22 protein-coding genes are annotated in these 25,556 nt (G+C 70.4%); 12 read left to right on the top strand and 10 right to left on the bottom strand.

Going from position 1 to position 25,556, the window contains the following annotated elements; translation table 11 throughout:
* Positions 1 to 107: 107 nt before the first annotated feature.
* Positions 108 to 1,574: a CCA tRNA nucleotidyltransferase gene (locus ACZ60W_RS05930; RefSeq protein ID WP_469754123.1), complete on the bottom strand. Its 1,467-nt coding sequence runs from the start codon at positions 1,572 to 1,574 to the stop codon at positions 108 to 110.
* Between the two features lie 179 nt (positions 1,575 to 1,753).
* Here ACZ60W_RS05930 and ACZ60W_RS05925 point away from each other — a divergent pair, with 179 nt between their 5' ends.
* From ACZ60W_RS05925 to trxA, 7 genes are all read left to right on the top strand, one after another.
* On the top strand, positions 1,754 to 4,105 hold the full coding sequence (locus ACZ60W_RS05925) for a DUF6049 family protein (protein ID WP_469754122.1): 2,352 nt from the start codon (positions 1,754 to 1,756) through the stop codon (positions 4,103 to 4,105).
* A 45-nt stretch (positions 4,106 to 4,150) separates the two neighbouring features.
* Positions 4,151 to 6,436: a murein biosynthesis integral membrane protein MurJ gene (murJ, locus tag ACZ60W_RS05920; RefSeq protein WP_469754121.1), complete on the top strand. Its 2,286-nt coding sequence runs from the start codon at positions 4,151 to 4,153 to the stop codon at positions 6,434 to 6,436.
* Between the two features lie 117 nt (positions 6,437 to 6,553).
* Positions 6,554 to 8,278 carry a protein kinase family protein gene (locus ACZ60W_RS05915; RefSeq protein ID WP_469754120.1) on the top strand — a complete coding sequence of 575 codons (1,725 nt, stop codon included), beginning with the start codon at positions 6,554 to 6,556 and terminating at the stop codon, positions 8,276 to 8,278.
* A gap of 108 nt (positions 8,279 to 8,386) precedes the next feature.
* Positions 8,387 to 9,097 carry an RNA polymerase sigma factor SigM gene (sigM, locus tag ACZ60W_RS05910; protein ID WP_469754119.1) on the top strand — a complete coding sequence of 237 codons (711 nt, stop codon included), beginning with the start codon at positions 8,387 to 8,389 and terminating at the stop codon, positions 9,095 to 9,097.
* Positions 9,094 to 10,038 (top strand): anti-sigma factor, encoded by a 945-nt coding sequence (locus ACZ60W_RS05905; RefSeq protein WP_469754118.1) that lies wholly within the window; start codon positions 9,094 to 9,096, stop codon positions 10,036 to 10,038. The genes sigM and ACZ60W_RS05905 overlap by 4 nt, the downstream gene beginning before the upstream one ends.
* Before the next feature lie 150 nt (positions 10,039 to 10,188).
* Positions 10,189 to 11,154 carry a thioredoxin-disulfide reductase gene (gene trxB / locus ACZ60W_RS05900; protein ID WP_469754117.1) on the top strand — a complete coding sequence of 322 codons (966 nt, stop codon included), beginning with the start codon at positions 10,189 to 10,191 and terminating at the stop codon, positions 11,152 to 11,154.
* A gap of 47 nt (positions 11,155 to 11,201) precedes the next feature.
* Complete coding sequence (gene trxA, locus ACZ60W_RS05895; protein ID WP_366303027.1) at positions 11,202 to 11,534, top strand: thioredoxin; 333 nt, start codon at positions 11,202 to 11,204, stop codon at positions 11,532 to 11,534.
* 103 nt (positions 11,535 to 11,637) lie between these two features.
* Here the strand turns inward: trxA and ACZ60W_RS05890 are convergent, their stop codons facing one another.
* The 9 genes from ACZ60W_RS05890 to rpmH form a co-directional block, all read right to left on the bottom strand.
* Positions 11,638 to 12,255 carry a GNAT family N-acetyltransferase gene (locus ACZ60W_RS05890; protein WP_469754116.1) on the bottom strand — a complete coding sequence of 206 codons (618 nt, stop codon included), beginning with the start codon at positions 12,253 to 12,255 and terminating at the stop codon, positions 11,638 to 11,640.
* A gap of 160 nt (positions 12,256 to 12,415) precedes the next feature.
* The gene (locus tag ACZ60W_RS05885) at positions 12,416 to 13,510 is read right to left on the bottom strand and encodes a ParB/RepB/Spo0J family partition protein (RefSeq protein ID WP_469754115.1); all 1,095 of its coding nucleotides are present in this window, start codon (positions 13,508 to 13,510) and stop codon (positions 12,416 to 12,418) included.
* Positions 13,507 to 14,583 (bottom strand): ParA family protein, encoded by a 1,077-nt coding sequence (locus ACZ60W_RS05880; RefSeq protein WP_469754114.1) that lies wholly within the window; start codon positions 14,581 to 14,583, stop codon positions 13,507 to 13,509. The genes ACZ60W_RS05885 and ACZ60W_RS05880 overlap by 4 nt, the downstream gene beginning before the upstream one ends.
* Positions 14,584 to 14,819: 236 nt before the next feature.
* Positions 14,820 to 15,536, bottom strand: a complete 717-nt coding sequence (gene rsmG / locus ACZ60W_RS05875; RefSeq protein WP_469754113.1) for a 16S rRNA (guanine(527)-N(7))-methyltransferase RsmG — start codon at positions 15,534 to 15,536, stop codon at positions 14,820 to 14,822.
* Between the two features lie 117 nt (positions 15,537 to 15,653).
* Positions 15,654 to 16,166, bottom strand: a complete 513-nt coding sequence (locus tag ACZ60W_RS05870) for a Jag family protein (RefSeq protein ID WP_469754112.1) — start codon at positions 16,164 to 16,166, stop codon at positions 15,654 to 15,656.
* A 29-nt stretch (positions 16,167 to 16,195) separates the two neighbouring features.
* Positions 16,196 to 17,521 (bottom strand): membrane protein insertase YidC, encoded by a 1,326-nt coding sequence (yidC, locus tag ACZ60W_RS05865; protein ID WP_469754111.1) that lies wholly within the window; start codon positions 17,519 to 17,521, stop codon positions 16,196 to 16,198.
* A 3-nt stretch (positions 17,522 to 17,524) separates the two neighbouring features.
* Positions 17,525 to 17,851 carry a membrane protein insertion efficiency factor YidD gene (gene yidD, locus ACZ60W_RS05860; RefSeq protein ID WP_352018112.1) on the bottom strand — a complete coding sequence of 109 codons (327 nt, stop codon included), beginning with the start codon at positions 17,849 to 17,851 and terminating at the stop codon, positions 17,525 to 17,527.
* On the bottom strand, positions 17,848 to 18,219 hold the full coding sequence (gene rnpA / locus ACZ60W_RS05855) for a ribonuclease P protein component (protein WP_366303017.1): 372 nt from the start codon (positions 18,217 to 18,219) through the stop codon (positions 17,848 to 17,850). The genes yidD and rnpA overlap by 4 nt, the downstream gene beginning before the upstream one ends.
* 22 nt (positions 18,220 to 18,241) lie before the next feature.
* Positions 18,242 to 18,379, bottom strand: a complete 138-nt coding sequence (gene rpmH / locus ACZ60W_RS05850; RefSeq protein ID WP_469754110.1) for a 50S ribosomal protein L34 — start codon at positions 18,377 to 18,379, stop codon at positions 18,242 to 18,244.
* Between the two features lie 395 nt (positions 18,380 to 18,774).
* Between rpmH and dnaA the strand changes: the two genes are divergently transcribed.
* The 5 genes from dnaA (at position 18,775) to ACZ60W_RS05825 (ending at position 25,379) form a co-directional block, all read left to right on the top strand.
* Positions 18,775 to 20,550: a chromosomal replication initiator protein DnaA gene (dnaA, locus tag ACZ60W_RS05845; protein WP_469754109.1), complete on the top strand. Its 1,776-nt coding sequence runs from the start codon at positions 18,775 to 18,777 to the stop codon at positions 20,548 to 20,550.
* Positions 20,551 to 21,502: 952 nt separating this feature from the next.
* Positions 21,503 to 22,633 carry a DNA polymerase III subunit beta gene (gene dnaN, locus ACZ60W_RS05840; protein ID WP_366303013.1) on the top strand — a complete coding sequence of 377 codons (1,131 nt, stop codon included), beginning with the start codon at positions 21,503 to 21,505 and terminating at the stop codon, positions 22,631 to 22,633.
* A gap of 110 nt (positions 22,634 to 22,743) precedes the next feature.
* The gene (gnd, locus tag ACZ60W_RS05835; RefSeq protein WP_469754108.1) at positions 22,744 to 23,622 is read left to right on the top strand and encodes a phosphogluconate dehydrogenase (NAD(+)-dependent, decarboxylating); all 879 of its coding nucleotides are present in this window, start codon (positions 22,744 to 22,746) and stop codon (positions 23,620 to 23,622) included.
* A 60-nt stretch (positions 23,623 to 23,682) separates the two neighbouring features.
* Positions 23,683 to 24,804, top strand: coding sequence for a DNA replication/repair protein RecF (gene recF / locus ACZ60W_RS05830; protein WP_469754107.1), 1,122 nt, complete (start codon positions 23,683 to 23,685; stop codon positions 24,802 to 24,804).
* A complete protein-coding gene (locus ACZ60W_RS05825; protein WP_469754106.1) occupies positions 24,801 to 25,379 on the top strand; it encodes a DciA family protein in 579 nt (192 codons plus the stop codon). Before recF ends, ACZ60W_RS05825 begins: the two co-directional genes overlap by 4 nt.
* Positions 25,380 to 25,556: the final 177 nt, after the last annotated feature.

Here is a 25,556-nt window from a genome sequence, read left to right as displayed (position 1 = left end):
TGGGAGAGAAAAGGAGCAGCGCGCACCCCACACCACCCCCCCCCCCCCCCCCCTCCCCCCCCCCCCCCCCCCCCCCCCCCCCCCCCCCCCCCCCCCCGCGGTCCTGCTCAGCCCTGCGCCGCCCACCACTCCTTGAGCGCGGCGACGGCCTGGTCGTGCTCCATGGGGCCGTTCTCCAGGCGAAGCTCCAGCAGGAACTTGTACGCCTGGCCGATGGCGGGCCCGGGGCCGATCCCGAGGATCTCCTGGATCTGGTTGCCGTCCAGGTCGGGACGGATCGAGTCCAGCTCCTCCTGCTCCTGGAGCTGGGCGATGCGGTCCTCCAGGCCGTCGTAGGCACGGGAGAGCGCGCTCGCCTTGCGCTTGTTCCGGGTCGTGCAGTCCGAGCGGGTCAGCTTGTGCAGACGCGAGAGCATCGGGCCGGCGTCACGGACGTAGCGGCGCACGGCCGAGTCCGTCCACTCGCCCGTCCCGTAGCCGTGGAAGCGCAGGTGCAGCTCCACCAGCCGCGAGACGTCCTTGATCATCTCGTTGGAGTACTTCAGCGCGGTCATGCGCTTCTTGGTCATCTTCGCTCCCACCACCTCGTGGTGGTGGAAGGAGACGCGGCCGTCCTTCTCGAAGCGGCGGGTGCGCGGCTTCCCGATGTCGTGGAGCAGGGCGGCGAGGCGCAGCACCAGGTCCGGGCCGTCCTCCTCCAGGTCGATCGCCTGGTCGAGCACGGTCAGCGAGTGCTCGTAGACGTCCTTGTGCCGGTGGTGCTCGTCGCTCTCCAGACGCAGCGACGGCAGCTCGGGCAGCACGTGGTCGGCGAGGCCGGTGTCCACGAGAAGACCGAGGCCCTTGCGCGGGTGCGAGGAGAGCAGCAGCTTGTTGAGCTCGTCACGTACGCGCTCGGCGGAGACGATCTCGATCCGGCCGGACATCTCCGTCATCGCCGTGACGACCTCGGGAGCGACCTCGAAGTCCAGCTGGGCGGCGAAGCGGGCGGCCCGCATCATGCGCAGGGGGTCGTCGGAGAACGACTCCTCCGGCGTACCCGGGGTGCGCAGCACCCGGGCGGCGAGGTCCTCCAGGCCGCCGTGCGGGTCGATGAAGGTCTTCTCGGGCAGCGCGACGGCCATGGCGTTGACGGTGAAGTCCCGCCGGACCAGGTCCGCCTCGATGGAGTCGCCGTAGGAGACCTCGGGCTTGCGCGACGTGCGGTCGTACGCCTCCGAGCGGTAGGTGGTGACCTCGATCTCGAACCGCTGGCCCACGTCCCCGACACGGGCGTCCTTCTGGCAGCCGACCGTCCCGAAGGCGATGCCGACCTCCCACACCGCGTCGGCCCACGGACGGACGATCTTCAGCACGTCCTCGGGGCGGGCGTCGGTGGTGAAGTCGAGGTCGTTGCCGAGCCGGCCGAGCAACGCGTCCCGTACCGAGCCACCGACCAGCGCGAGGCTGAACCCGGCATCCTGGAAACGGCGGGCGAGGTCGTCGGCGACAGGGGACACACGCAGCAGTTCACTGACCGCGCGGCGTTGCACCTGGCTCAGTGCAGTCGGGGTGTCTTCGTTGGCGTTCGGCACAACAGAAAAGGGTACGTGCCCGGGATCGCCACGACGTCCCCGTTTTTCCCCGGGTGAAGATCGCCTGGAGCAGTCCCCGGCACTTGCTCCCAGCGTGCCTCGTTACCATGCCTGGACACAGCAACCGGGAACCATCGACACCACTGGCATCTCAGACAACGACGAGGACGGGCGAACGCGTGGCCGAGGCGGCAGACATCCAGGGAACCGGTCCCTCACCTGCCCGACGATGGCTGCGGCGCACGATCACCGTGGCCTTCGGGGCGCCGCTCCTCGCCGGCCTGCTCCAGGCACCCGGCGTCACGAGCCCGGCCGTCGCGGCCGAGGACTCCACGGTCTCCAAGACCGTCGATGTGTCGCTCGACACGCTCACCCCGAGCGCACCCGTCGAAGGGGACACGGTCACGGTCACCGGCACGGTGACCAACAAGAGCAAGAAGACCGTCACCGACGCCACCGTGAACCTCCGGGTCGGCCCCAGGATGACGAGCCGCAGTGAGATCGAGCAGGTGTCGGGGCGCACCGGGTACCGGTCCGACAGCGACCCCGCGCCGCTCGAGGACGCCCCCACCGTCAAGATCCCCCGGCTCGCCGCCGGACTGAGCGCGGACTTCTCGTTCTCCGTCCCGGTCGCCGACCTGGGTCTCGACGACGCCGGCGTCTACCAGCTGGGCGTCTCCCTCACCGGCCAGACCCCCGACCAGGGGTACGACCGGGTCCTGGGCATCGAGCGGACCTTCCTGCCGTACCAGCCCGAGGCCGCGAAGAAGAAGACCCAGCTCACCTACCTGTGGCCGCTGATCTCCTCCGCCCACGTCTCGGCCGAGACCGCCACGGACGACCAGCAGACCCCGGTGTTCGAGGACGACGCCCTGGCCGACGAGCTCCGTCCGGGCGGGCGCCTGGACCAGCTCGTCACGCTCGGCAAGGACCTGCCGGTCACCTGGGTCGTCGACCCCGACCTGCTGGCGACCGTCGACGCCATGGCGAACGGCTACCGGGTCAAGGACGGCACCCTGCACGTCGCCGGGAAGAACAAGGCCGTCGCCGAGCAGTGGCTGAACGCCCTGGAGCGGGCCATCCAGGGGCGCAAGGTCGTCGCCCTGCCCTTCGCCGACCCCGACCTCGCCTCCCTCGCCCATCACGGCAAGGACGTCCCCGGCTCGCTGGGACACCTCCAGTCGGCGACCGACCTCGCGGGCGTCACCGTCGAGACCGTGCTCCACGTGCGGCCGGCCACCGACTTCGCCTGGCCGGTCGACGGAGCCGTCGACCCGTCCATCGTGGCGGTCGCCACCTCGGCCGGCGCCGACAAGGTGATCGCCCGCAGCGACAGCGTCCGCGACGACCTCTCCTACACGCCCACCGCGGCCCGCCCGCTGGGCGAGGGCAGCACCACCGCCGTGGTGAGCGACGCCGTCCTCTCCACCACCTTCGACGGGGACATGGTCCGCTCGGAGAGCTCGACGCTCGCCGTCCAGGAATTCCTCTCCCAGTCGCTCGCGATCACCCTGGAGCAGCCGGGGGACCAGCGCAGCGTCGTGGTCGCCCCGCAGCGCATGCCGAGCGTCTCCCAGACACAGGCCATGGCCACGGCCCTCCAGGGCCTCTCCGGCCGACGCTGGAGCGACCCGGTCGACCTCGTGGCCGCCGCGGCGGCCAAGCCCGACCCCGAGGCGTCCACCCGCGTGCCCAGCGCCTCCCGGTACCCGAAGAAGCTGCGCGCCCGTGAGCTGCCGGTCCAGGCTTTCCGCGACATGAAGACCACCCGCGACGAGCTGGACGACTTCAAGGTCATCCTGGAGCTGCCCGAGCGCGTCGTGACGCCGTTCGGCAACGCGATCGACCGCGAGATGTCGGTCTCCTGGCGCGGCGAGGCACGCGCGGCCGCGATCTACCGGACCGATGTCCTGGACTACCTCCAGACGCTCACCAAGGGCGTCCAGCTGGTCGACAAGTCCGACCTCACGCTCTCCGGCCGCAGCGCGACGATCCCCGTGACCGTCCAGAACAAGCTGCTCCAGGGTGTGAACCATCTGGTGCTGCGCCTGACGTCCACCAACAAGAACCGGCTGACGGTCAACGGCGAAGGGTTCGCCGAACTCCCCGTGAAGATCAACGGCGGGCACAGCCAGTCGGTGAAGTTCACCGCCTCCGCCAACGTCAACGGCCAGGTGCCGATGATCGCCCAGCTCTACACCGAGGACGGCACCCCCTACGGGCAGCCGATGACGTTCACGGTGAAGGTCTCCGAGATCACCCCGACGGTCATGCTCGTGATCGCGGGAGGCGTCCTGCTCCTGGTCCTCGCCGGCGTCCGGATGTACAGCCAGCGCAAGCGCGTGGCCGCACGGAACGCCGAAACCGCGGAAGCGGACGTGACGACGGACACGGCGACGGACGAGGCTGCGGACGCACCCGCGGAGGCGGAGCCCTCCGAGGGTGAACCCGAGCAGCCGAGTGACCCGACAGCGGACACCGCCTCCGAAAGCGGCGACCCGTCGGGCCCGGGTGAGAAAGTGGACCGTTGAGCGATGTCGTGGCCGGTCGGCCGGGGACGATGAGGTGGGGTAACCATGAACGCGCCGTACGACGGTGACCGCGGCCAGGGCGCGGGCGACACCGCGCCGTCCGGTGGGACGCCCGCGGCACCCACCGGCTCCGGCCACCCTCCGGTGCCGCCGCCCGCGCCCCAGGGTCCCCAGGGCCCCCAGGGCCACGCCCCCTACACGCAGCACCCGCAGGCGCCCGCCGGCTACGCGCAGCACCCGCAGGGGCACGACCCCTACGGGCAGAACCCGTACGCCCAGGACCCCTACGTCCAGGACGCCTTCGCGCACGACCCGTACCGGGCACAGGACCTGTCCGCGCAGGACCCGGTGGGCGAGGCGCTCTACGACCGCGCCGCGCACCCCCCGCCGCCGCCCGGCACCTACCAGGATCCCCAGGCGCTGTACCAGCAGCCGGTGGCGCCCCAGCACGCGCCCGACCCCCGGGTGTGGGCCCAGACGCCCGCACCCGAGCCCGAGGGCCCGTCCCGGCACCTGCCGTACGGCGACGACGCCCGTACGGTCCAGTTCACCGGGGTGGACGACCTGGTGACCCGGGCCGGCGAGGAGACGCCCGAGCCGGACGCCTTCGCCCACCTCTACCGGGACCAGCAGACGCCCGGCCAGGTGCCGCCGCCCGCCCCGGAACCCGACCCCCTGCCCGCGCCGGCACCCAAGAAGTCCGGCCGCGCCTCGGGGCTGCTGAAGTCGAGCGCCGTCATGGCGGCCGGCACGCTGGTCTCCCGGCTCACCGGATTCGTCCGCAGCCTGGTGATCACCGGCGCGCTCGGCGCGGCCCTGCTCGGTGACACCTTCACCATCGCCTACACCCTGCCGACGATGATCTACATCCTCACCGTCGGCGGCGGCCTCAACTCGGTCTTCGTCCCCCAGCTCGTCCGCTCGATGAAGAACGACGAGGACGGCGGCGAGGCCTACGCCAACCGCCTGCTCACCCTGGTGATGGTGGCACTCGGCCTGATCGTGGCCGTCGCCGTCTTCGCGGCACCGCTGCTCATCCGGCTGATGTCGAACACCATCGCCGACGACGCCGCGGCCAACAGCGTGGCCGTGACCTTCGCCCGCTACTGCCTGCCCACGATCTTCTTCATGGGCGTGCACGTGGTGATGGGTCAGATCCTCAACGCCCGGGGCAAGTTCGGCGCGATGATGTGGACCCCGGTCCTCAACAACATCGTCATGATCGTCACCTTCGGCCTGTTCATCTGGGTCTACGGCACCTCCGCCGAGTCCCAGATGGGCGTGCAGACCATCCCGGACGAGGGCATCCGCCTGCTCGGCATCGGTACCCTCCTCGGCCTCGTGGTCCAGGCGCTGGCGATGATCCCGTACCTGCGCGAGACGGGCTTCCGCTTCCGGCCCCGCTTCGACTGGAAGGGCCACGGGCTCGGCAAGACGGTGAAGCTGGCCAAGTGGACCGTCCTCTTCGTCCTCGCCAACCAGGCGGGCGTCCTGGTCGTCACCCAGCTGGCCACCGCGGCCGGTGAGGCGTCCGGGAAGAACGGCGCAGGCTTCCTCGCCTACTCCAACGCCCAGCTCATCTGGGGCATGCCGCAGGCCATCATCACCGTCTCCGTCATGGCGGCGCTGCTGCCCCGCATCTCCCGGGCCGCGCACGACAACGACCCCGGTGCCGTCCGGGACGACATCTCCCAGGGCCTGCGCAACTCGGCCGTCGCGATCGTCCCGGTCTCCTTCGCCTTCCTGGCGCTCGGTGTCCCGATGTGCACCCTGCTCTACGCCTCCAGCGGCGTCGAGGCGGCCCAGGGCATGGGCTTCATCCTGATGGCCTTCGGCCTCGGACTGATCCCCTACTCCGTCCAGTACGTCGTGCTCCGCGGCTTCTACGCCTACGAGGACACCCGGACGCCCTTCTACAACACGGTCATCGTCGCCGCCGTCAACGCGGCAGCCTCGGCCCTCTGCTACGTCGTCCTGCCCGCCCAGTGGGCCGTGGTGGGCATGGCCGCCTCCTACGGGCTCGCTTACGCCGTGGGCGTCGGCATCGCCTGGCGCCGCCTGCGCAACCGCCTCGGCGGCGACCTGGACGGCACCCACGTCCTGCGCACCTACGCACGCCTCTGCATGGCCTCCGTGCCCGCCGCGATCGTCTCCGGCGCCGTCGGCTTCGGCCTGTTGAAGCTTCTGGGCGAGGGTGCGCTCGGCTCCCTCGTCGCCCTCGTCATCGGCGGTGCGGTGCTCCTCGGAGTCTTCTTCGTCGCCGCGAAGCGCATGCGCATTACGGAGTTGAACACTCTGGTGGGTATGGTCCGCGGACGCCTCGGTCGCTGATTCGACGGTCCCGCACAACCATCGGCGGGAACCGCGTGTCGTGCATAGGGGCGGACTGTGGGCACAATTGGCATGGCTGTTGGATGTGGCGCAACGGATGGGGAGGCAGGAACGACGGTGGCGGAACGTAGCACGGCTGCCGTCGACGTGGCCGACAACAGCGGTGACGACCCGCTGACCGCCAAGGCGGACACGGCCGCGACCGACGGGGTGGCGGAAGAGCAGAAGACGGCGGAGCAGTCCGCCGAGGCCACGGAGAACAAGGCGGTCGAACGGAAGAACGGCGAACAGCCCTCCCTCGCTGCGCCCGAACTGCACAGCGGGCACAAGCTGGCGAGGCGCTACCGGCTGGAGGAGTGCGTCACCCGTTTGGACGGCTTCAGCAGTTGGCGTGCCGTCGACGAGAAACTGCGGCGTGCCGTCGGGGTCCACCTGCTGCCCGCCGACCACCCCCGGGCCCGTTCGGTCCTGGCCGCGGCCCGCTCCTCGGCCCTGCTCGGCGACCCCCGGTTCGTCCAGGTCCTGGACGCCGTCGAGGAGAACGACCTCGTGTACGTGGTGCACGAGTGGCTGCCCGACTCCACCGAACTGACGGCGCTGCTCGCGTCCGGTCCTCTGGAGCCGCACGACGCCTACCAGCTCGTCAGCCAGGTCTCCCAGGCGATGGCCGCCGCCCACCGCGAGGGCCTCGCCCACCTCCGGCTCACCCCGAGCGCGGTGCTGCGCAGCTCCACCGGCCAGTACCGGATCCGCGGCCTGGCCGTGAACGCCGCCCTGCGCGGCATCACCGCCGAGCGCCCCCAGCGCAGCGACACCGAGGCCATCGGCGCCCTGCTGTACGCCGCGCTGACCCAGCGCTGGCCGTACGACAGCGACGCCCACGGGCTCTCCGGGCTTCCCAAGGACGTCGGCCTCCTCCCGCCCGACCAGGTCCGCGCCGGCGTGCACCGCGGCCTCTCCGAGATCGCCATGCGCGCCCTCGCCAACGACGGCGCCACCGCCTCGCGGCAGGAACCGCCGTGCACGACCCCGGACGAGCTGGCCAAGGCCGTCGCCGCGATGCCCCGCGTCAAGCCGCCGGAGCCGGAGTACACCGCCCCTCCGGAGTACCAGCGCACGACCTACCAGCAGGGCACGTACGGACGGCCCCAGCCGCGTCCCGCCGCGACCCAACCGGTGGTCATCCCGCCGCCCCCGCTCCAGAGCCGCACCGGACGGGCGCTGAAGTGGGCCGTCTCGGCCCTGCTGATCGCCGCCCTGGGACTCGGCAGCTGGCAGATCGCGGACCGGCTCCTGGACCAGGACAACTCCAACAAGAACCCGGTCCCGACCCCCACGGTCGACGACGAGAAGCCCGAGCCCCCGAAGCCGCTCACCATCAGTTCGGCGGAGGAGTACGCCCCGGACGGCAATCCGCAGAACCCTCCCGGAGTGGGCGACACGTACGACAGCGACAGCTCCACGTACTGGCGCACCAAGACCTTCAGGGCCGGACCCGTCCTGGCCCCGTACAAGCAGGGCGTCGGCATCGTCTACGACCTGGGGAGCGAGCAGAACGTCTCCTCCGCGTCCATAGCGTTCCGCTACGGCGGTCCGCAGACGGTGGTCAGCCTCTACGCGGCGGACTCGCTCTCCCCCTCCGGGGGTCCGGAGTCCATGAAGAAGATCGCCACGGCCGAGACCTCGGCCTCGTCGGCCAAGCCCGAGGCCAAGACGCCGGTGAAGACCCGGTACGTGCTCCTCTGGCTGACCTCCGTGCCGTACTCGACCGGCGACGAGTACTTCGGAGCGGGCTACAAGCAGGCGATCACCAACGTCTCCTTCGAGGGAACCGCCCCGTAGCCGCGGAGCGACACCTTCCATGAGCGCCGAGCCCAGCTCGGCGCTCATTTACTTCCGGGCACGGACCGGATTGAATGCCTGCACGGCTGCCGAACGAGGAGGGGACCCGTGGCGCCTGCGGCTGACGACCCCCGGACGGCGACGGACGAGGACCTCCTCGCCCGCCACGTCGCCGGGGACCCGGACGCCTTCGGTGAGCTCGTGCGCCGCCACCGCGACCGGCTGTGGGCCGTGGCCCTCCGGACCCTGGGGGACCGCGAGGAAGCCGCTGACGCCGTCCAGGACGCCTTGATCTCCGCCTTCCGGGCCGCCCACACCTTCCGCGGCCAGTCGGCCGTCACGACCTGGCTGCACCGCATCACGGTGAACGCCTGTCTCGACCGGGCCCGCAAGGCCGCCTCCCGCCGCACGTCGCCCGTCGACGACGACGACCGCTTCGAGCAGCTCCTCGGCACCCACGAGTCCGCCGAGGCCCCCGTCGAGCGCCAGGACCTCCACCGGCAGGTGCTGGCCGCGCTCGCGAACATCCCGGCCGACCAGAGGGCCGCACTCGTCCTCGTCGACATGCAGGGTTACCCCGTCGCGGAAGCCGCCCGTATCCTCGGCGTCCCCACCGGCACCGTGAAGAGCCGCTGCGCCCGTGGTCGGTCCCGCCTGCTGCCGATGGTCACTCATCTGCGCGCCGACACCGTGGGTAACGAGGCCGCCGAAGGGGGAAGGAACCGGACGCCGGGGACATCCGTCCCACCGGTGCCGGGGCCGACGGACACCGGACCGACTGATCCAGCTGCTGTGAAGGGCGGAGGTGGGCGCACGTGACTTCCACGGCCGGCAGGGCCGACACCACACAGCACCCGGACGTCTCGGAGATCTCCGATCTGACCGAGGGGCTGCTTTCGCCCACACGGTCCTCCGCCGTGCGCCGGCATGTGGACGGCTGCCCCCTCTGCGCGGATGTCCTGTCCTCCCTGGAGGAGATCCGCGGCCTTCTGGGCACCCTTCCCGGTCCGCCGCGTATGCCCGCCGAGATCGCAGGCCGGATCGACGCGGCACTCGCCGCGGAAGCCCTCCTCAACTCGACCTCACCCGAGAGCGACGCGCCTGTTTCACGTGAAACATCGCGACGCTCCACCGATGCCGAGCCGTCGGTCCGCACCTCCTCCAAGGCCCAGGACCGCCCCGCCGGCGGCCCGCGCGCCGCGACCGGTCCCGGACGGCCGGCAGGCAGGCCCCGTCGCCGCAGGATCGCCCTGCTCTCCACCCTCGGTGCCGCCTTCGGCGCCATGGTCCTCGGCACGAGCCTCTATCTGAGCCAGACAGGGAACCTGACCGCAGGCGACAGCTCGGCCGACACCAAGAAGGCTGACACCGTCGCCGGAAGCGCGGTCAGCGCCTTCTCCGGGGCTCCTGTCGAAGACCGCGTCCACGCGCTCGTGGGCGACCAGGGAGCCGCCAAGACTCCCCAGGGGGTCGGCCCCGAATCGATGTCCGCCGAAAGCACTCCTTCCGCTCCCCAGCGCAACAGGGACGGTGCCGTCCCCGACTGCGTCCTGGCCGGCACCGGTCGCACCGACGCGGTGCTCGGACAGGAGCGGGGCGACTACCAGGGAAGGCCCGCCTATCTGGTGGTGCTGCCGGACCCCTCCGACCGTTCCAAGGTCCAGGCGTACGTGCTCGACGCCTCCTGTGCCGACCGGACCGCGGACGGCGGAAAAGCCGTCGCCGACGTCCTGCTCCAGGAGACCTACCCCCGCTCCTGACGCCTGCCCGCTGCCTCTCCTCGCACGCCTACGGAGCCGCGCGGCGGTCTCGGGAATGCTCGCCCCTTAGGATCCGTTGGGTGGGGTGAGAGCGACCGAGACAACCGCCCCCGTAGGCAGTGGCAGTCTGCAGAGACGAGGAAGAAACCCGTGAGCGACGTCCGTAACGTGATCATCATCGGCTCCGGGCCCGCGGGATACACCGCGGCGCTCTACACGGCCCGAGCGTCGCTGAACCCTCTGGTCTTCGAGGGTGCCGTCACCGCCGGTGGCGCCCTGATGAACACGACCGAGGTCGAGAACTTCCCCGGCTTCCGTGACGGCATCATGGGGCCCGACCTCATGGACAACATGCGCGCCCAGGCCGAGCGCTTCGGCGCCGAGCTGGTTCCCGACGACATCGTCGCCGTGGACCTCACCGGTGAGATCAAGACCGTCACCGACACCGCCGGCATCGTCCACCGCGCCAAGGCCGTCATCGTCACCACCGGCTCCCAGCACCGCAAGCTCGGCCTCCCCAACGAGGACACGCTCTCCGGCCGCGGTGTCTCCTGGTGCGCGACCTGCGACGGGTTCTTCTTCAAGGACCAGGACATCGCCGTCGTCGGCGGCGGCGACACCGCGATCGAGGAGGCGACCTTCCTCTCGCGCTTCGCCAAGTCCGTCACCATCGTCCACCGCCGCGACACCCTGCGTGCCTCGAAGGCCATGCAGGAGCGCGCCTTCGCCGACCCGAAGATCTCCTTCGCCTGGGACAGCGAAGTCACCGAGATCCACGGCGAGCAGAAGCTCAGCGGTGTGACCCTGCGCGACACCAAGACCGGTGAGACCCGCCAGCTGCCCGTCACCGGCCTCTTCATCGCCGTCGGTCACGACCCGCGCACCGAGCTCTTCAAGGGCCAGCTGGAGCTCGACGAGGAGGGCTACCTGAAGGTCGACGCCCCCTCGACCCGCACCAACCTCACGGGTGTCTTCGGCGCCGGCGACGTCGTCGACCACACGTACCGTCAGGCCATCACCGCCGCCGGCACCGGCTGCTCCGCCGCTCTCGACGCCGAGCGTTTCCTCTCGGCTCTCGCCGACAGCGAGAAGCTGGCCGAGACCCCCGCCGTCTGATCCACCCCGCTCCCCACTCCACACCCCGCGAGATCAAGGAGGCCGCTGTGGCCCTCAAGACTGTGACCGACGCTTCCTTCGAAGAGGACGTCCTCAAGAGCGACAAGCCCGTCCTGGTGGACTTCTGGGCCGCCTGGTGCGGACCGTGCCGCCAGATCGCCCCGTCGCTGGAGGCCATCGCCGCCGAGCACGGCGAGATCGAGGTCGTGAAGCTGAACATCGACGAGAACCCGGCCACGGCTGCCAAGTACGGCGTCATGTCCATCCCGACGCTGAACGTCTACCAGGGTGGCGAGGTCGTGAAGACCATCGTCGGCGCCAAGCCGAAGGCCGCGATCCTGCGCGACCTGGAGGGCTTCGTCGAGCCCACCAAGGCCTGATGATCTTTCGCTGTTTCACGTGAAACAGCGACACGCGGTACAGCGAAGGCCCGCCCCCGAGGGGGCGGGCCTTTTCGTTTCCCGGGCTCTTCTCCCTGCCCCGTCACAGAGGCCGCAGGACCGGTTCCTTCTGGACGGCGCCGAGCAGTCGGTCCAGGGCCATCTCGACGTCCTCCTTCCAGGAGAGCGTCGTCCTCAGCTCCAGACGCAGCCGGGGGAAAGCGTGGTGGGAACGGACGGTCTTGAAGCCCACGGCGAGGAGATGGTCGGCGGGCAGCACACAGGCCGGCTCTTTCCAGCGGGCGTCCCCGAATGCCTCGATCGCCTTGAAGCCCCGACGCATCACGTCCTTGGCGACCGTCTGCACGATCACCCGCCCCAGACCCTGGCCCTGATAGCCGGGCATGATCCACGCCGTCATCAGCTGAACCGAGTCCGCCGCCACCGGGCTCGTCGGGAAGGCCGTGGACCGGGGCACATAGGCCGGGGGAGCGTAGAGCACATAGCCGACCGGTACCTCGTCGACGTAGGCCACCCGGCCGCAGGAGCCCCACTCCAGCAGGACGGCGGAGATCCAGGCTTCCTTCTCCAGCTCCGCGCGGCCGGCTTTGACCGCCGCTTCCCCGCTCACCGGGTCGAGCTCCCAGAAGACGCAGGAGCGGCACCGCTTGGGAAGGTCCGGAAGATTGTCCAGCGTGAGCGGTACCAGCCGACGGCCCACGGCTTCTCCTCGTTTCCCTCGCCCTTGAGCACGGATACGCCTCTCGGAATCGTATCCATCGGTCGATCAAGGCGACACCGCTCACCGGCAAAGGGCGGACCGCGTTCCGGTGAAGACCGGAGCACGGCCCGCCCTGTGCGGAGTCGTGGAGCGCTGGGCCTCAGCCCTGCTCGTCCTGCTCGCCGTTCCTGGAGTCCATGACCCGTCCCTCACCGGGAGCGAGGGTCGAGAGGATCCGCTCCAGGTCGTCCATCGAGGCGAACTCGACGACGATCTTGCCCTTCTTCTGGCCCAGGTCGACCTTCACCCGGGTCTCGAAGCGGTCGGAGAGCCGGGAGGCGAGGTCCGTGAGCGCGGGCGACACCCGGGCACCCGCACGGGGACCCTTGGGCTTGACCGTCGCGCCGGGCTCGGAGCCCATCAGCGTCACGATCTCCTCGACGGACCGCACGGAGAGTCCCTCGGCCACGATCCGGTATGCCAGCTTGTCCTGGGCCTCCGGGTCCTCGACACCCAGCAGGGCGCGAGCGTGGCCGGCGGAGATCACCCCGGCGGCGACCCGGCTCTGGACCGGCGGGGAGAGCCGCAGCAGCCGAAGCGTGTTGGAGACCTGCGGACGCGAGCGTCCGATCCGGTCGGCCAGCTGGTCGTGGGTGCAGTTGAAGTCCTTGAGGAGCTGGTCGTAGGCCGCGGCCTCTTCCAGCGGGTTCAGCTGGGCCCGGTGGAGGTTCTCCAGGAGCGCGTCCAGGAGCAGCTTCTCGTCGTCGGTGTGGCGCACGATGGCCGGGATGCGGTCCAGGCCGGCCTCACGGCAGGCGCGCCAGCGGCGCTCGCCCATGATCAGCTCATAGCGCTCGGCACCCGCCTGGCGCACGACCACGGGCTGGAGGAGGCCGACCTCCTTGATGGAGGCGATCAGCTCGGCGAGTGCGTCCTCGTCGAAGACCTCACGCGGCTGGCGCGGGTTGGGCGTGATCGCGTCGAGCGGCAGCTCCGCGAAGTGGGCGCCGGCCGGAGACTCCGGAACAGCGGCCGTCTCGGGCTCGCTCCACGACACCACCGAGTCGGGGGACTGGGGGCTCTGCGGCAGCGTCGCCAGCTTCGCGGCGGCCACACCGCGCTCCGTCGTCAGCACGGGGGCAGCACCGGGGGAGGTTGCACCCGCCCCGACACCGACCGGAGCCTGCCGCTCCTGGGGAGCCGTGGGGATCAGCGAACCGAGCCCACGCCCCAATCCCCTGCGTCGCTCGCTCACTGGATCCCCTCCGACATGCTGCGCTGGCTGTTCTGGTGCCCTACATGGGCGTGCTGGGGGTCGTAGTGGACGGCCGCCCCCCGCAGAGCGATCTCACGGGCCGCTTCGAGATACGAGAGGGCGCCACTGGAGCCCGGATCGTAGGTGAGGACCGTCTGGCCGTAGCTCGGCGCCTCGGAGATGCGGACGGACCGCGGAATGCTGGTCCGCAGGACCTCTTCGCTGAAGTGGGTGCGCACCTCGTCGGCGACCTGGGAGGCGAGCCTCGTCCGGCCGTCGTACATGGTGAGCAGGATCGTCGAGACGTGGAGCCCCGGGTTGAGGTGGCCGCGCACCAGGTCGACGTTCCGCAGGAGCTGGCCCAGCCCCTCCAGCGCGTAGTACTCGCACTGGATCGGGATCAGTACCTCGGCGCCCGCCACCATGGCGTTCACCGTGAGGAGCCCGAGGGAGGGAGGGCAGTCGATCAGGATGTAGTCGAGCGGCTGCTCGTACGCCTGGATCGCCCGCTGCAGCCGGCTCTCACGGGCCACCAGCGACACGAGCTCGATCTCCGCACCCGCGAGATCGATCGTGGCCGGGGCACAGAAGAGGCCCTCGACCTCCAGGACGGGCTGCACCACTTCGGAGAGCGGCCTGCTGTCGACCAGGACGTCGTAGATCGAGGGGACCTCGGCGTGGTGGTCGATGCCGAGCGCCGTGGAGGCGTTGCCCTGCGGGTCCAGGTCGATGACCAGGACCCTGGCCCCGTGCAGGGCGAGGGACGCGGCGAGGTTGACGGTCGTGGTCGTCTTGCCCACGCCGCCCTTCTGGTTGGCGACCACCATCACGCGTGTCTGAGCCGGTCGGGGAAGCCCCTCACCGGCACGACCCAGGGCCTCTACTGCCAGCTGGGCAGCACGACCAATGGGGGTGTCGTCCATCGGGGGCGGTGTTTCACGTGAAACATCCTCCCCCACCGATTCGGTTCGGGGACCGGGGACCGGGTCGGTCATCGGTCCCGCGATGTTGGCGTCGGACCGCAAGGATTCACTCTCCTCGGCTTCAGACTCGCGATGAGCAGAGCCTGCCATGCTTTCGGGGTCGTGAACCAGCGAGGCCGGTGGTTCTGTGGGTGAATCCACCTCTGTGGACAACTCCGTAACCCTCGCGAGTGGCTGCACGCGGGGTCTGCGGTCCCGGGGCGTGGCAGCCGCGCGGCCACGGCTGATGATCCCCTGCAGCAGTGAGCGACGTTTCACGTGAAACACCATGCCCCTGCCGCCCGGCCGGGGCCGCTCGACACTCCGAAATGGTACGTATGCGACGTTCAGCGTCGCCGGCGGGTCTTGCTCGTCCGGGCGGCCTTGGCCCGCTTGGCGGCGAAGCGCACCCCGCCCGGGCTCTCGCCGACCTCCACCCGAACGACCGTGGTCTGGGGATCGACGATGCCCTCGCCGACCTGCAGCACCGAGGTCTCCACCACACCGAGCCGGGAGAGCGCGGCGCGGGCACCGTTGATCTCCTCCTCCGCGGTGTCGCCCTTGAGCGCCAGCATCTCGCCGTACGGGCGCAGCAGGGGGACGCCCCAGCCGGCCAGCCGGTCGAGCGGCGCCACCGCACGGGCGGTCACGACATGCACGGGCGTGATCTTGCCGAGCATCTCCTCGGCGCGACCGCGGACCACGGTCACATGGTCGAGACCGAGCAGTTCGACGACCTCCTGGAGGAAGTTCGTCCGGCGAAGGAGCGGCTCCAGGAGCGTGATCTTCAGGTCGGGACGGACCAGTGCCAGCGGGATGCCCGGGAGACCGGCGCCCGAGCCCACGTCGCAGACCGTGACGCCCTCGGGGACGGCCTCCGCGAGGACGGCACAGTTCAGCAGATGGCGTTCCCACAGACGCGGGACCTCACGCGGGCCGATCAGACCGCGCTTCACACCCGCGTCCGCGAGGAGCTCCGCGTACCGCACGGCCTCCGGGAAGTACTCACCGAAGACTGTCCGCGCCTGCTCCGGCGCCTCGGGGAGCTCCGCTGCCTCCGTCACGGGAACCGTCCTTCCGTACCGCACGCTTCGCGTGCGAGCGCACTGTGGTGGCTGACTATCAGGCTGACAAAGATCGGCCCCGCCTGCGAACAGACGGGGCCGAGACTACGTGAGGGTTCAGGCCGGGAGCACGACGACGAAGCGCTGCGGCTCCTCGCCCTCGGACTCGCTGCGCAGACCGGCGGCGGCGATCGCGTCGTGGACGACCTTGCGCTCGAACGGCGTCATCGGGTCCAGCTTGACCGGCTGACCCGAGGACTTCACCTCGTTCGCCGCCTTGGCACCCAGCTCCGCGAGCTCGGAGCGCTTCTTGGCCCGGAAGCCGGCGATGTCGAGCATCAGTCGGCTGCGGTCACCCGTCTCCCGGTGCACGGCCAGGCGCGTCAGCTCCTGGAGAGCCTCCAGGACCTCACCGTCGCGACCCACGAGCTTCTGCAGCTCACGGCTGCTGGAGTCGCTGATGATCGAGACTGCGGCCCGGTCCGCCTCGACGTCCATGTCGATGTCGCCGTCGAGGTCGGCGATGTCGAGCAGACCCTCGAGGTAGTCGGCCGCGATCTCACCCTCCTGCTCCAGGCGGGTCAGGGTGTCGCCACCCTCGGCGGCGGCGGAGGTGGTGCCTTCCGTCACGGATGGACTCCTTCTTGTGCGTGGAGGGCTTACTTCTTGGAGGACGGGTGCTTGGGCCGCTGCTGGCCCTTGCGCTGCCCCTGGCCGGACTTGCCCTGACGGGTGTTCCCGGAGTTGGCACGGCTGGGACGGGCCGGCTTGTCGCCCTGGGCGTCGTCCTTGGCCTCGGTCTTCGCGTCGGTCTTCGCGTCGGACGCGGCCGGACCCTGGGGCTTCTTCTCGAGCGAGGGAGCCGTGGGCTCGGCGGCGGACCCGGAGACGTCCTCGGTGTCCTTGTGCGCGGATGCCTGGCGCTGGGCCTTGGTCTGGCGCTTCGGCTGCTGGCGACGTGCCGTGGCACCGCCCTCGGCCTCGGCCTCGATCGTGGCGCCCTTGATCACGGTGCCGTCGGCCTGGGCCGCGAAGCCGGCCTTGGACAGGCCCGCGAAGAAACGGCGCTCGTTCTCGTTGCGGTCGCTGCCCTTGGCGACGACCACCTTGACGACGTTCTTGCGGCGGCGGCCGCGGACCTCACCGTGCTCCGTGATGCTCTTCAGCAGGCGCTGGAGGTAGGAGTCCTGCGCCTTGCTGCCCGGGGTCGGGTTCTGGTTGATCACGTACATCTGCTGGCCCATGGTCCACACGTTGGTGGTCAGCCAGTAGACGAGGACACCGACGGGGAAGTTGATGCCCATGACGGCGAAGATCACCGGGAAGATGTACATGAGCATCTTCTGCTGCTGCATGTACGGCGTCTTCACCGAGAGGTCGACGTTCTTCATCATCAGCTGGCGCTGGGTGAAGAACTGCGAGGCCGACATCATGACGATCATGACCGCGGTGACGATGCGGACCGAGGTCAGCGAGGCGTCGAGAGCGGCGACCTCGGCGGCGGAGTCGGTGAACTTCGACGCGAGCGGGGCACCGAAGATGTGGGCCTGACGGGCGCTGGCGAGCAGCGGGCCGTCGATGACACCGATCTCCTTGCCCGAGGCGATCGCCGAGAGCACGTGGTACAGCGCGAAGAAGAAGGGCGACTGCGCCAGGATGGGAAGGCACGAGGAGAGCGGGTTGGTACCCGTCTCCTTGTACAGCTTCATCATCTCTTCGGACTGACGCTGCTTGTCGCTCTTGTAGCGCTCCTGGATCGCCTTCATCTTCGGCTGGAGCGCCTGCATGTTCCGCGTCGACTTGATCTGCTTGACGAACAGCGGAATCAGACAGATGCGGATCAGCACCACGAGAGACACGATGGACAGGCCCCAGGCCCAGCCCGTGTCAGGGCCGAAGATCGCCCCGTACACCTTGTGGAACTGGACGATGACCCAGGAAACGGGCCAGGTGATGAAGCTGAACAGACTGGCAATCGTGTCCACTAATCAGGCTCCTTGAGCATTGGGCGAGGTCTCGGCGGCCGGGCTCGTCTCGGCGGGGGACCCGCCCTTGTCGCCGCGCAGCGCGTTCCGCAGCATCTCGTGCCAGCGGGGGCGCTTACGCGGAGGAACGTGATCCACACCGCCGGGCGACCACGGGTTGCACCGCAGGATGCGCCAGGCGGTCAGGGCCGTGCCCTTGATCGCGCCATGCCGGTCGATGGCCGTGAATCCATAGTGGGAACACGACGGGTAGTACCGGCAGACGGGCCCGAGAAGCGGGCTGATCGTCCACTGGTACAGCTTGATGAGAGCCAGCAGCGGGTACTTCATCGCGTGCCCCCTCCCAGCAGCCGCTGAAGAGCGGCGTCCAGGTCTCGGGCCAGCTGTGCGTGGTCGGCGTCACCGGCTCCGGGCAACGCCCGTACGACCACCAGGCTACCGGGGGGCAGCTCGGCGAGTCGGTCGCGGACGAGATGGCGCAGGCGTCGCTTCACCTTGTTGCGGACCACCGCAACGCCTACGGCCTTGCTCACGACGAAACCCGCACGCGACGGGGGAGCGCTCTCCCCAGGCGCGTGCGGGTCCGTTGCACCGCTGCGTAGGTGGACGACGAGGAGCGGGCGACCGGCCCGGCGACCTCGGCGTACCGCGGTTGCGAAGTCCTCGCGCCGCCTCAGCCGATTCTCGGTAGGCAGCACGTCATGACCTGTTTACAGCAGATCAGGCGGACAGCTCAGCGCGACCCTTGGAACGGCGGTTCGCAAGGATGGCGCGGCCGGCGCGGGTACGCATGCGCAGGCGGAAGCCGTGGGTCTTCGCGCGACGACGGTTGTTCGGCTGGAAGGTGCGCTTGCTCACTCGGGGGCTCCAGAAATGATTCGTAGATGGCGGGACATCGCCTGGCTGTCACCGTGCGCCCACGAGTAGCTCGTATTCGCTCGAGTGCACCGCTTCGCGACCACAGATCGTGATCTTCGCCCATCGGAGGCAGGCGGCAGCAGCCATCGACAACTCGACCTGGTTACGGTACGCGCGGCTACGCCATCCGGTCAAACCGACCTGTCGCCACCTCCCATTGTGCACAGGCTGTGGACAACAACTTGAACCACGTCAGGCGGCGCGACTACCGTGGTTGGACTCCACAATCTTTTCCCTTCTGTCCTCTCCTGTCCTCCCGGACCCGTCCTCACGGACTTCGACCCACTGTCCCCGAGAACCACACCATCGTGGGGACCTGCGAGAAAGCGTGCCCTGTGGCTGACGTACCTGCCGATCTTGCCGCAGTGTGGCCACGGGTCCTGGAGCATCTCCTCGCCGAGGGCCAGCAGGGGATCGAGTCCAAGGACAAGCAGTGGATCGAGCGCTGCCAGCCGCTCGCCCTGGTCGCGGACACCGCGCTCCTCGCGGTGCCGAACGAGTGGGGCAAGCGCGTCCTGGAGGGCCGGCTCGCCCCGCTGATCAGCGAGACCCTCAGCCGTGAGTGCGGCCGGCCGATCCGGATCGCGATCACGGTCGACGACTCCGTCGGCGAGCCGACCCCGCCGGCGCCCCCGGCCCAGCAGCCGCAGCAGCCCCGCTACGACGAGCGCGCGCGCCCCGAGCCGTACGAGAAGTACGACGGCTACGGCCACCGGCCGATGCCGGACGACGGGCTGCCCACCGCGCGCCCCGCCTATCCCGACTACGGACAGCAGCGGCCCGACCCCGGCGCCTGGCCGCGCACCCAGGAGGACCTCTCCTGGCAGCAGCCGCGGCTCGGCGGCTACCAGGAGCGCGCGCCGTACACGGGCCCGGACCAGTCGCGGCAGCCCCGCTACGACGAGCCGTCCCGCGGCTACGAGCCGCAGCAGCGGCCCGAGCGCGCCGAGCTGCCCGACCCGCAGGGGCACGGCGCCCGTCCCGGCCCGCGTCCGGGCGGCGGTCCGGTGCCCGGGCCCCCCGGCGGTCCCGGCGCGTCGTCCGGTCAGGGCGGCGGGGCCGGCGCTCCGGGCGAGCAGCACGCGCGGCTCAACCCCAAGTACCTCTTCGACACCTTCGTCATCGGCTCCTCGAACCGCTTCGCGCACGCGGCCGCGGTCGCGGTGGCCGAGGCGCCGGCCAAGGCGTACAACCCGCTCTTCATCTACGGGGAGTCGGGCCTCGGCAAGACCCACCTGCTGCACGCGATCGGGCACTACGCGCGGAGCCTCTACCCGGGCACGCGCGTGCGGTACGTGAGCTCCGAGGAGTTCACCAACGAGTTCATCAACTCGATCCGCGACGGCAAGGGCGACGCGTTCCGCAAGCGCTACCGCGACGTGGACATCCTGCTCGTCGACGACATCCAGTTCCTCGCGAGCAAGGAGTCGACGCAGGAGGAGTTCTTCCACACCTTCAACACCCTCCACAACGCGAACAAGCAGATCGTGCTCTCCTCGGACCGGCCGCCCAAGCAGCTGGTGACGCTGGAGGACCGGCTCCGCAACCGCTTCGAGTGGGGCCTCACCACCGACGTGCAGCCGCCGGAGCTGGAGACCCGCATCGCCATCCTCCGCAAGAAGGCGGTGCAGGAGCAGCTCAACGCCCCGCCGGAGGTGCTGGAGTTCATCGCGTCGCGGATCTCGCGGAACATCCGTGAGCTGGAGGGCGCGCTGATCCGGGTGACGGCCTTCGCGAGCCTCAACCGTCAGCCGGTGGACCTGGGGCTCACCGAGATCGTCCTCAAGGACCTGATCCCCGGTGGCGAGGACAGCTCGCCGGAGATCACCGCGCCCGCGATCATGGCGGCCACGGCCGACTACTTCGGTCTGACCGTGGAGGACCTCTGCGGATCCTCGCGCAGCCGGGTCCTGGTGACGGCGCGGCAGATCGCCATGTACCTGTGCCGGGAGCTCACGGACCTCTCGCTGCCGAAGATCGGCGCGCAGTTCGGCGGCCGCGACCACACCACGGTGATGCACGCGGACCGGAAGATCCGGGCCCTGATGGCGGAGCGGCGCTCCATCTACAACCAGGTCACCGAGCTCACCAACCGCATCAAGAACGGCTGACGCAGGGCCGCCACGACGGCCTCCACGGCTCCGAAGGGCGCCCCGGGACGACCTCCCGGGGCGCCCTTCCGCGTTCTCCCGAAGGGCTTCCCCGGCCGGGGCGGGGCGCCGAACGGGCCGGCCACAGACGGGGGAGGCGCCGGAAACGAGCGGACGACGGGCCGCCGAAGGACCGCCGAAGGGCCCGCAACGAGCGGGGGACGAGCCGGGAACGACGGCGGCACGAGCGTCCGCTGTTCGATTACTCCGTTCCGGTGGCAGGTTCTCCACAGATTGGGGGATGATCTCTCGTCCACAGGGTGGGGACTGTCGAGTTATCCGGATCATGTCCACAGGCCAACCTGTTGACAGATCATCACCCCAGGTCAGGCCCCTGTGGAATTGTTGGCAAACGATCTCCACAGCCTGTGGATGAATCTTTCGTCCACAGGAGGCCCCAGCCGTTGTCCACCGACCGTCCCCAGGGGCGGGTCGGTTGCCCACAGCTTCTCCACACCGCTGTCCACTGTTCGGCAACAAAACACCCCCGCTCACCGGGCCGAGTGAAAGCGGTCACACCAAGGGAGACGTTTGGGCTGTGGGGAACGTGGGGAAAGCTGGGGACAGCGCTGGGGAGAACTCCCCGCGCCCTGTGCATGGGGTGTGCAGAACTTTCGTATGTCCACAGAGACCCCTGGTTTTCCACGGGGTCCACCCACAGGGTCGGTGGACAAAAAACTGGGCCTGACCTGCAGAAACGACGTTATCCACGGTTTCCACAGGCCCTACTACTACTCCCACTTAGAGTTAGCTAGGAATCCGCTTCGAAGTGGGACCTGTGCACAACTCGGCGCCGGAGCTCCGACGCGCTCTTGTCGCGACTTGACCCCGAGCAGCACCGAGTGTCGGCGGCGTACGTCAGACTGGTTCCCGCAGTCGACGAAGAGCCAGCAACAAGCAGGAGGCGGTTCCGGTGAAGATCCGGGTGGAGCGCGATGTACTCGCGGAGGCGGTGGCCTGGGTGGCCCGCAGCCTCCCGGCCCGTCCGCCGGCGCCCGTGCTCGCGGGCCTTCTGCTGAAGGCCGAGGACGGCGCGCTGAGCTTCTCGAGCTTCGACTACGAGGTCTCGGCCCGCGTCTCCGTCGAGGCGGAGGTCGAGGAGGACGGCACCGTCCTCGTCTCCGGCCGGCTCCTCGCCGACATCTGCCGCGCCCTCCCCAACCGTCCGGTGGAGATCTCCACAGACGGTGTACGGGCGACCGTGGTCTGCGGCTCCTCCCGCTTCACCCTCCACACCCTGCCTGTGGAGGAGTACCCGGCGCTGCCGGAGATGCCCACCGCGACCGGCACCGTCCCCGGTGAGGTCTTCGCCTCCGCCGCCGCGCAGGTGGCCATCGCCGCCGGCCGTGACGACACGCTGCCCGTCCTCACCGGTGTGCGCATCGAGATCGAGGGCGACACGGTCACCCTGGCCTCCACCGACCGCTACCGCTTCGCGGTCCGCGAGTTCCTGTGGAAGCCGGAGTCCCCGGACGCCTCCGCGGTCGCCCTGGTGCCCGCGAAGACCCTCCTGGACACCGCCAAGGCGCTCACGAGCGGCGACACGGTCACGCTGGCGCTCTCCGGCTCCGGCCAGGGCGAGGGCCTGATCGGCTTCGAGGGCGCGGGCCGCCGCACCACGACCCGGCTGCTCGAGGGCGACCTGCCGAAGTACCGGACGCTCTTCCCGACGGAGTTCAACTCCGTCGCGGTGATCGAGACCGCCCCCTTCGTCGAGGCCGTCAAGCGCGTGGCCCTGGTGGCGGAGCGCAACACCCCGGTCCGGCTGAGCTTCGAGCAGGGCGTGCTGATCCTGGAGGCCGGCTCCAGCGACGACGCACAGGCTGTGGAGCGCGTGGACGCGCAGCTGGAGGGCGACGACATCTCGATCGCCTTCAACCCGACCTTCCTGCTCGACGGCCTCAGCGCCATCGACTCCCCGGTCGCCCAGCTCTCCTTCACGACCTCCACCAAGCCGGCCCTCCTCAGCGGCAAGCCCGCCCTGGACGCCGAGGCGGACGAGGCCTACAAGTACCTGATCATGCCGGTGCGGCTGTCCGGTTGATCCCGGTTCCTCGGGGCATCGCCTGAGCGGCTGACCCCACAGGTGTGCACCCGGGTCCGGGCGTAGGCTCGGACCCGGGTAAACCGCACACGACGCTTAAGGAATCTCTGATGGAGCTCGGTCTCGTCGGTCTCGGCAAGATGGGCGGCAACATGCGCGAGCGCATCCGCCGCGCAGGCCACACCGTCATCGGATACGACCGCAACCCGGACCTCGCCGATGTCCACAGCCTCGAAGAGCTTGTGGGCAAGCTCAAGGGTCCGCGCGTCGTGTGGGTCATGGTCCCGGCAGGCGCCGCGACCCAGTCCACCATCGACGAGCTGGCCGCTCTGCTCTCCCCCGGTGACATCGTCGTCGACGGCGGCAACTCGCGCTGGACGGACGACGAGAAGCACGCCGAGGAGCTCGCCGCCAAGGGCATCGGGTTCGTCGACTGCGGCGTCTCCGGCGGCGTCTGGGGCCTGGAGAACGGCTACGCGCTGATGTACGGCGGCTCCGCCGAGGACGTGGCGAGGGTCCAGCCGATCTTCGACGCGCTCAAGCCCGAGGGCGAGTTCGGCTCGGTCCACGCGGGCAAGGTCGGCGCCGGCCACTTCGCGAAGATGGTCCACAACGGCATCGAGTACGCGATGATGCAGGCCTACGCCGAGGGCTGGGAGCTCCTGGAGAAGGTCGACTCCGTCACCGACGTGCGCGAGGTCTTCCGCTCCTGGCAGGAGGGCACGGTCATCCGTTCCTGGCTGCTGGACCTCGCGGTGAACGCGCTGGACGAGGACGAGCACCTGGACAAGCTGCGCGGCTACGCGTCGGACTCCGGCGAGGGCCGGTGGACGGTCGAGGCCGCCATCGACAACGCCGTCCCGCTGCCGGCGATCACCGCCTCGCTGTTCGCGCGGTTCGCCTCGCGCCAGGACGACTCCCCGCAGATGAAGATGATCGCCGCGCTGCGCAACCAGTTCGGCGGCCACGCGGTCGAGACGAAGAAGTAATCCACAGGCTGTGCACCCCGCGGTGCACAGCCGCCGGGGGAAGAAGGTCGGCGCCCAACCATGCACGTCACGCATCTCTCGCTGGCCGACTTCCGCTCCTACGCCCGGGTCGAGGTCCCGCTCGACCCGGGCGTCACGGCTTTCGTGGGCGCCAACGGCCAGGGCAAGACCAACCTGGTCGAGGCCGTCGGCTATCTGGCGACCCTCGGCAGCCACCGCGTCGCCTCCGACGCCCCGCTCGTCAGGATGGGAGCGGAGCGCGCGGTCATCCGCGCCGCCGTCACCCAGGGCGAGCGCTCCCAGCTGGTCGAGCTGGAGCTCAACCCCGGCCGGGCCAACCGCGCCCGTATCAACAGGTCCTCCCAGGTCAGGCCGCGTGACGTGCTGGGGATCGTCCGCACCGTGCTGTTCGCCCCGGAGGACCTCGCCCTGGTGAAGGGCGACCCCGGCGAGCGCCGGCGCTTCCTCGACGAGCTGATCACGGCGCGCACGCCGCGCATGGCGGGCGTCCGCTCCGACTACGAGCGGGTCCTCAAGCAGCGCAACACGCTCCTCAAGTCGGCGGCGATGGCCCGCCGGCACGGCGGCCGCGGCATGGACCTGTCCACCCTCGACGTCTGGGACCAGCACCTGGCCCGGGCCGGCGCGGAGCTGCTCGCCCAGCGGCTGGACCTCATCCACACCCTCCAGCCGCTCGCGGACAAGGCGTACGAGCAGCTGGCGCCCGGCGGCGGACCGATTCTGCTGGAGTACCGCCCCTCCGCGCCGGGCGCCGGGCAGAGCCGCGAGGAGCTGTACGGGCAGCTGCTCGCCGCCCTCGCCGAGGTCCGCAAGCAGGAGGTCGAGCGGGGCGTCACGCTCGTCGGCCCGCACCGTGACGAACTGCTCCTCAAGCTCGGCGACCTCCCGGCGAAGGGTTACGCCAGCCACGGCGAGTCCTGGTCGTACGCGCTGGCGCTGCGGCTGGCCTCGTACGACCTGCTCCGCTCCGAGGGCAACGAGCCGGTGCTCGTCCTCGACGACGTCTTCGCCGAGCTGGACGCCCGGCGGCGCGAGCGGCTCGCGGAGCTGGTGGCCGGCGGCGAGCAGGTGCTCGTGACGGCGGCCGTCGACGACGACGTGCCCGGCGTCCTCGCCGGCACGCGGTACGCGGTCTCCGGAGGGACGGTGGAGCGGGTATGAGCGAGCAGCCCTTCCCCGGAAGGGGAAGCCAGGACCCGGCCCGCGCGGCCGAGACCCCCAAGGTGCCCGAGCACTCCGGCGTCGACCTCGCCCGCGTCGCCCTGCGCGCGGCCAAGGAACAGGCGAAGGCCCGGGGCGCGGCCGCCCAGCAGAAGAAGCAGGCCCGGCGCGGCGGCGGCCTGCGCTCCGGCGCGCGCGCCGACGGGCGCGACCCCATGGCGCTCGGTGCGGCGATCAACCGGCTGATCACCGAGCGCGGCTGGGAGACGCCCGCGGCGGTCGGCGGAGTCATGGGCCGCTGGCCGCAGATCGTCGGCGAGGACCTGGCCAAGCACTGCGTCCCGCTGAAGTTCGACGACGAGCCGGACGCGCGCGTGCTGACCGTCCAGTGCGACTCGACGGCCTGGGCGACGCAGCTGCGGCTGCTGGCGCCCCGGCTCGTGGCCCGGCTCAACGAGGACCTGGGGCACGGGACGGTCCGGATGATCAAGGTCCTGGGTCCCGGGGCCCCACGGCGCGGCTACGGGCCCCTCCGGGCCCCCGGAAGCGTCGGGCCCGGCGACACCTACGGCTAGGACGCGGCCGGGCGCGCGGCGGGCCCTTCCCGCGGCGGCCCCGCTGCGGGCGGAACGAGTCCCCGCCGTCGGCCCCGCCGCCGGCGGAGCGCCTCCCCCCTCGACGGCCCCGCCGCTGCGGACGCCTCCCCCGCGGCGGCGCCGACGCTTCCTGACACGGCCCCCCGCGGCCTCCGC

The organism is Streptomyces sp. NPDC104202, assembly GCF_055584185.1.
Note: the sequence above shows the minus strand (reverse complement) of the source record. Positions and strands in the feature narration are given on the sequence as shown.

Bases quoted from the DNA above. Each gene is read 5' to 3' on its own strand.
- murJ (WP_469754121.1), top strand. From the start codon at position 4,151: ATGAACGCGCCGTACGACGGTGACCGCGGCCAGGGCGCGGGCGACACC.
- ACZ60W_RS05880 (WP_469754114.1), bottom strand. From the start codon at position 14,583: ATGGCAGGCTCTGCTCATCGCGAGTCTGAAGCCGAGGAGAGTGAATCC.
- yidD (WP_352018112.1), bottom strand. From the start codon at position 17,851: ATGAAGTACCCGCTGCTGGCTCTCATCAAGCTGTACCAGTGGACGATC.
- gnd (WP_469754108.1), top strand. From the start codon at position 22,744: ATGGAGCTCGGTCTCGTCGGTCTCGGCAAGATGGGCGGCAACATGCGC.
- recF (WP_469754107.1), top strand. From the start codon at position 23,683: ATGCACGTCACGCATCTCTCGCTGGCCGACTTCCGCTCCTACGCCCGG.
- ACZ60W_RS05825 (WP_469754106.1), top strand. From the start codon at position 24,801: ATGAGCGAGCAGCCCTTCCCCGGAAGGGGAAGCCAGGACCCGGCCCGC.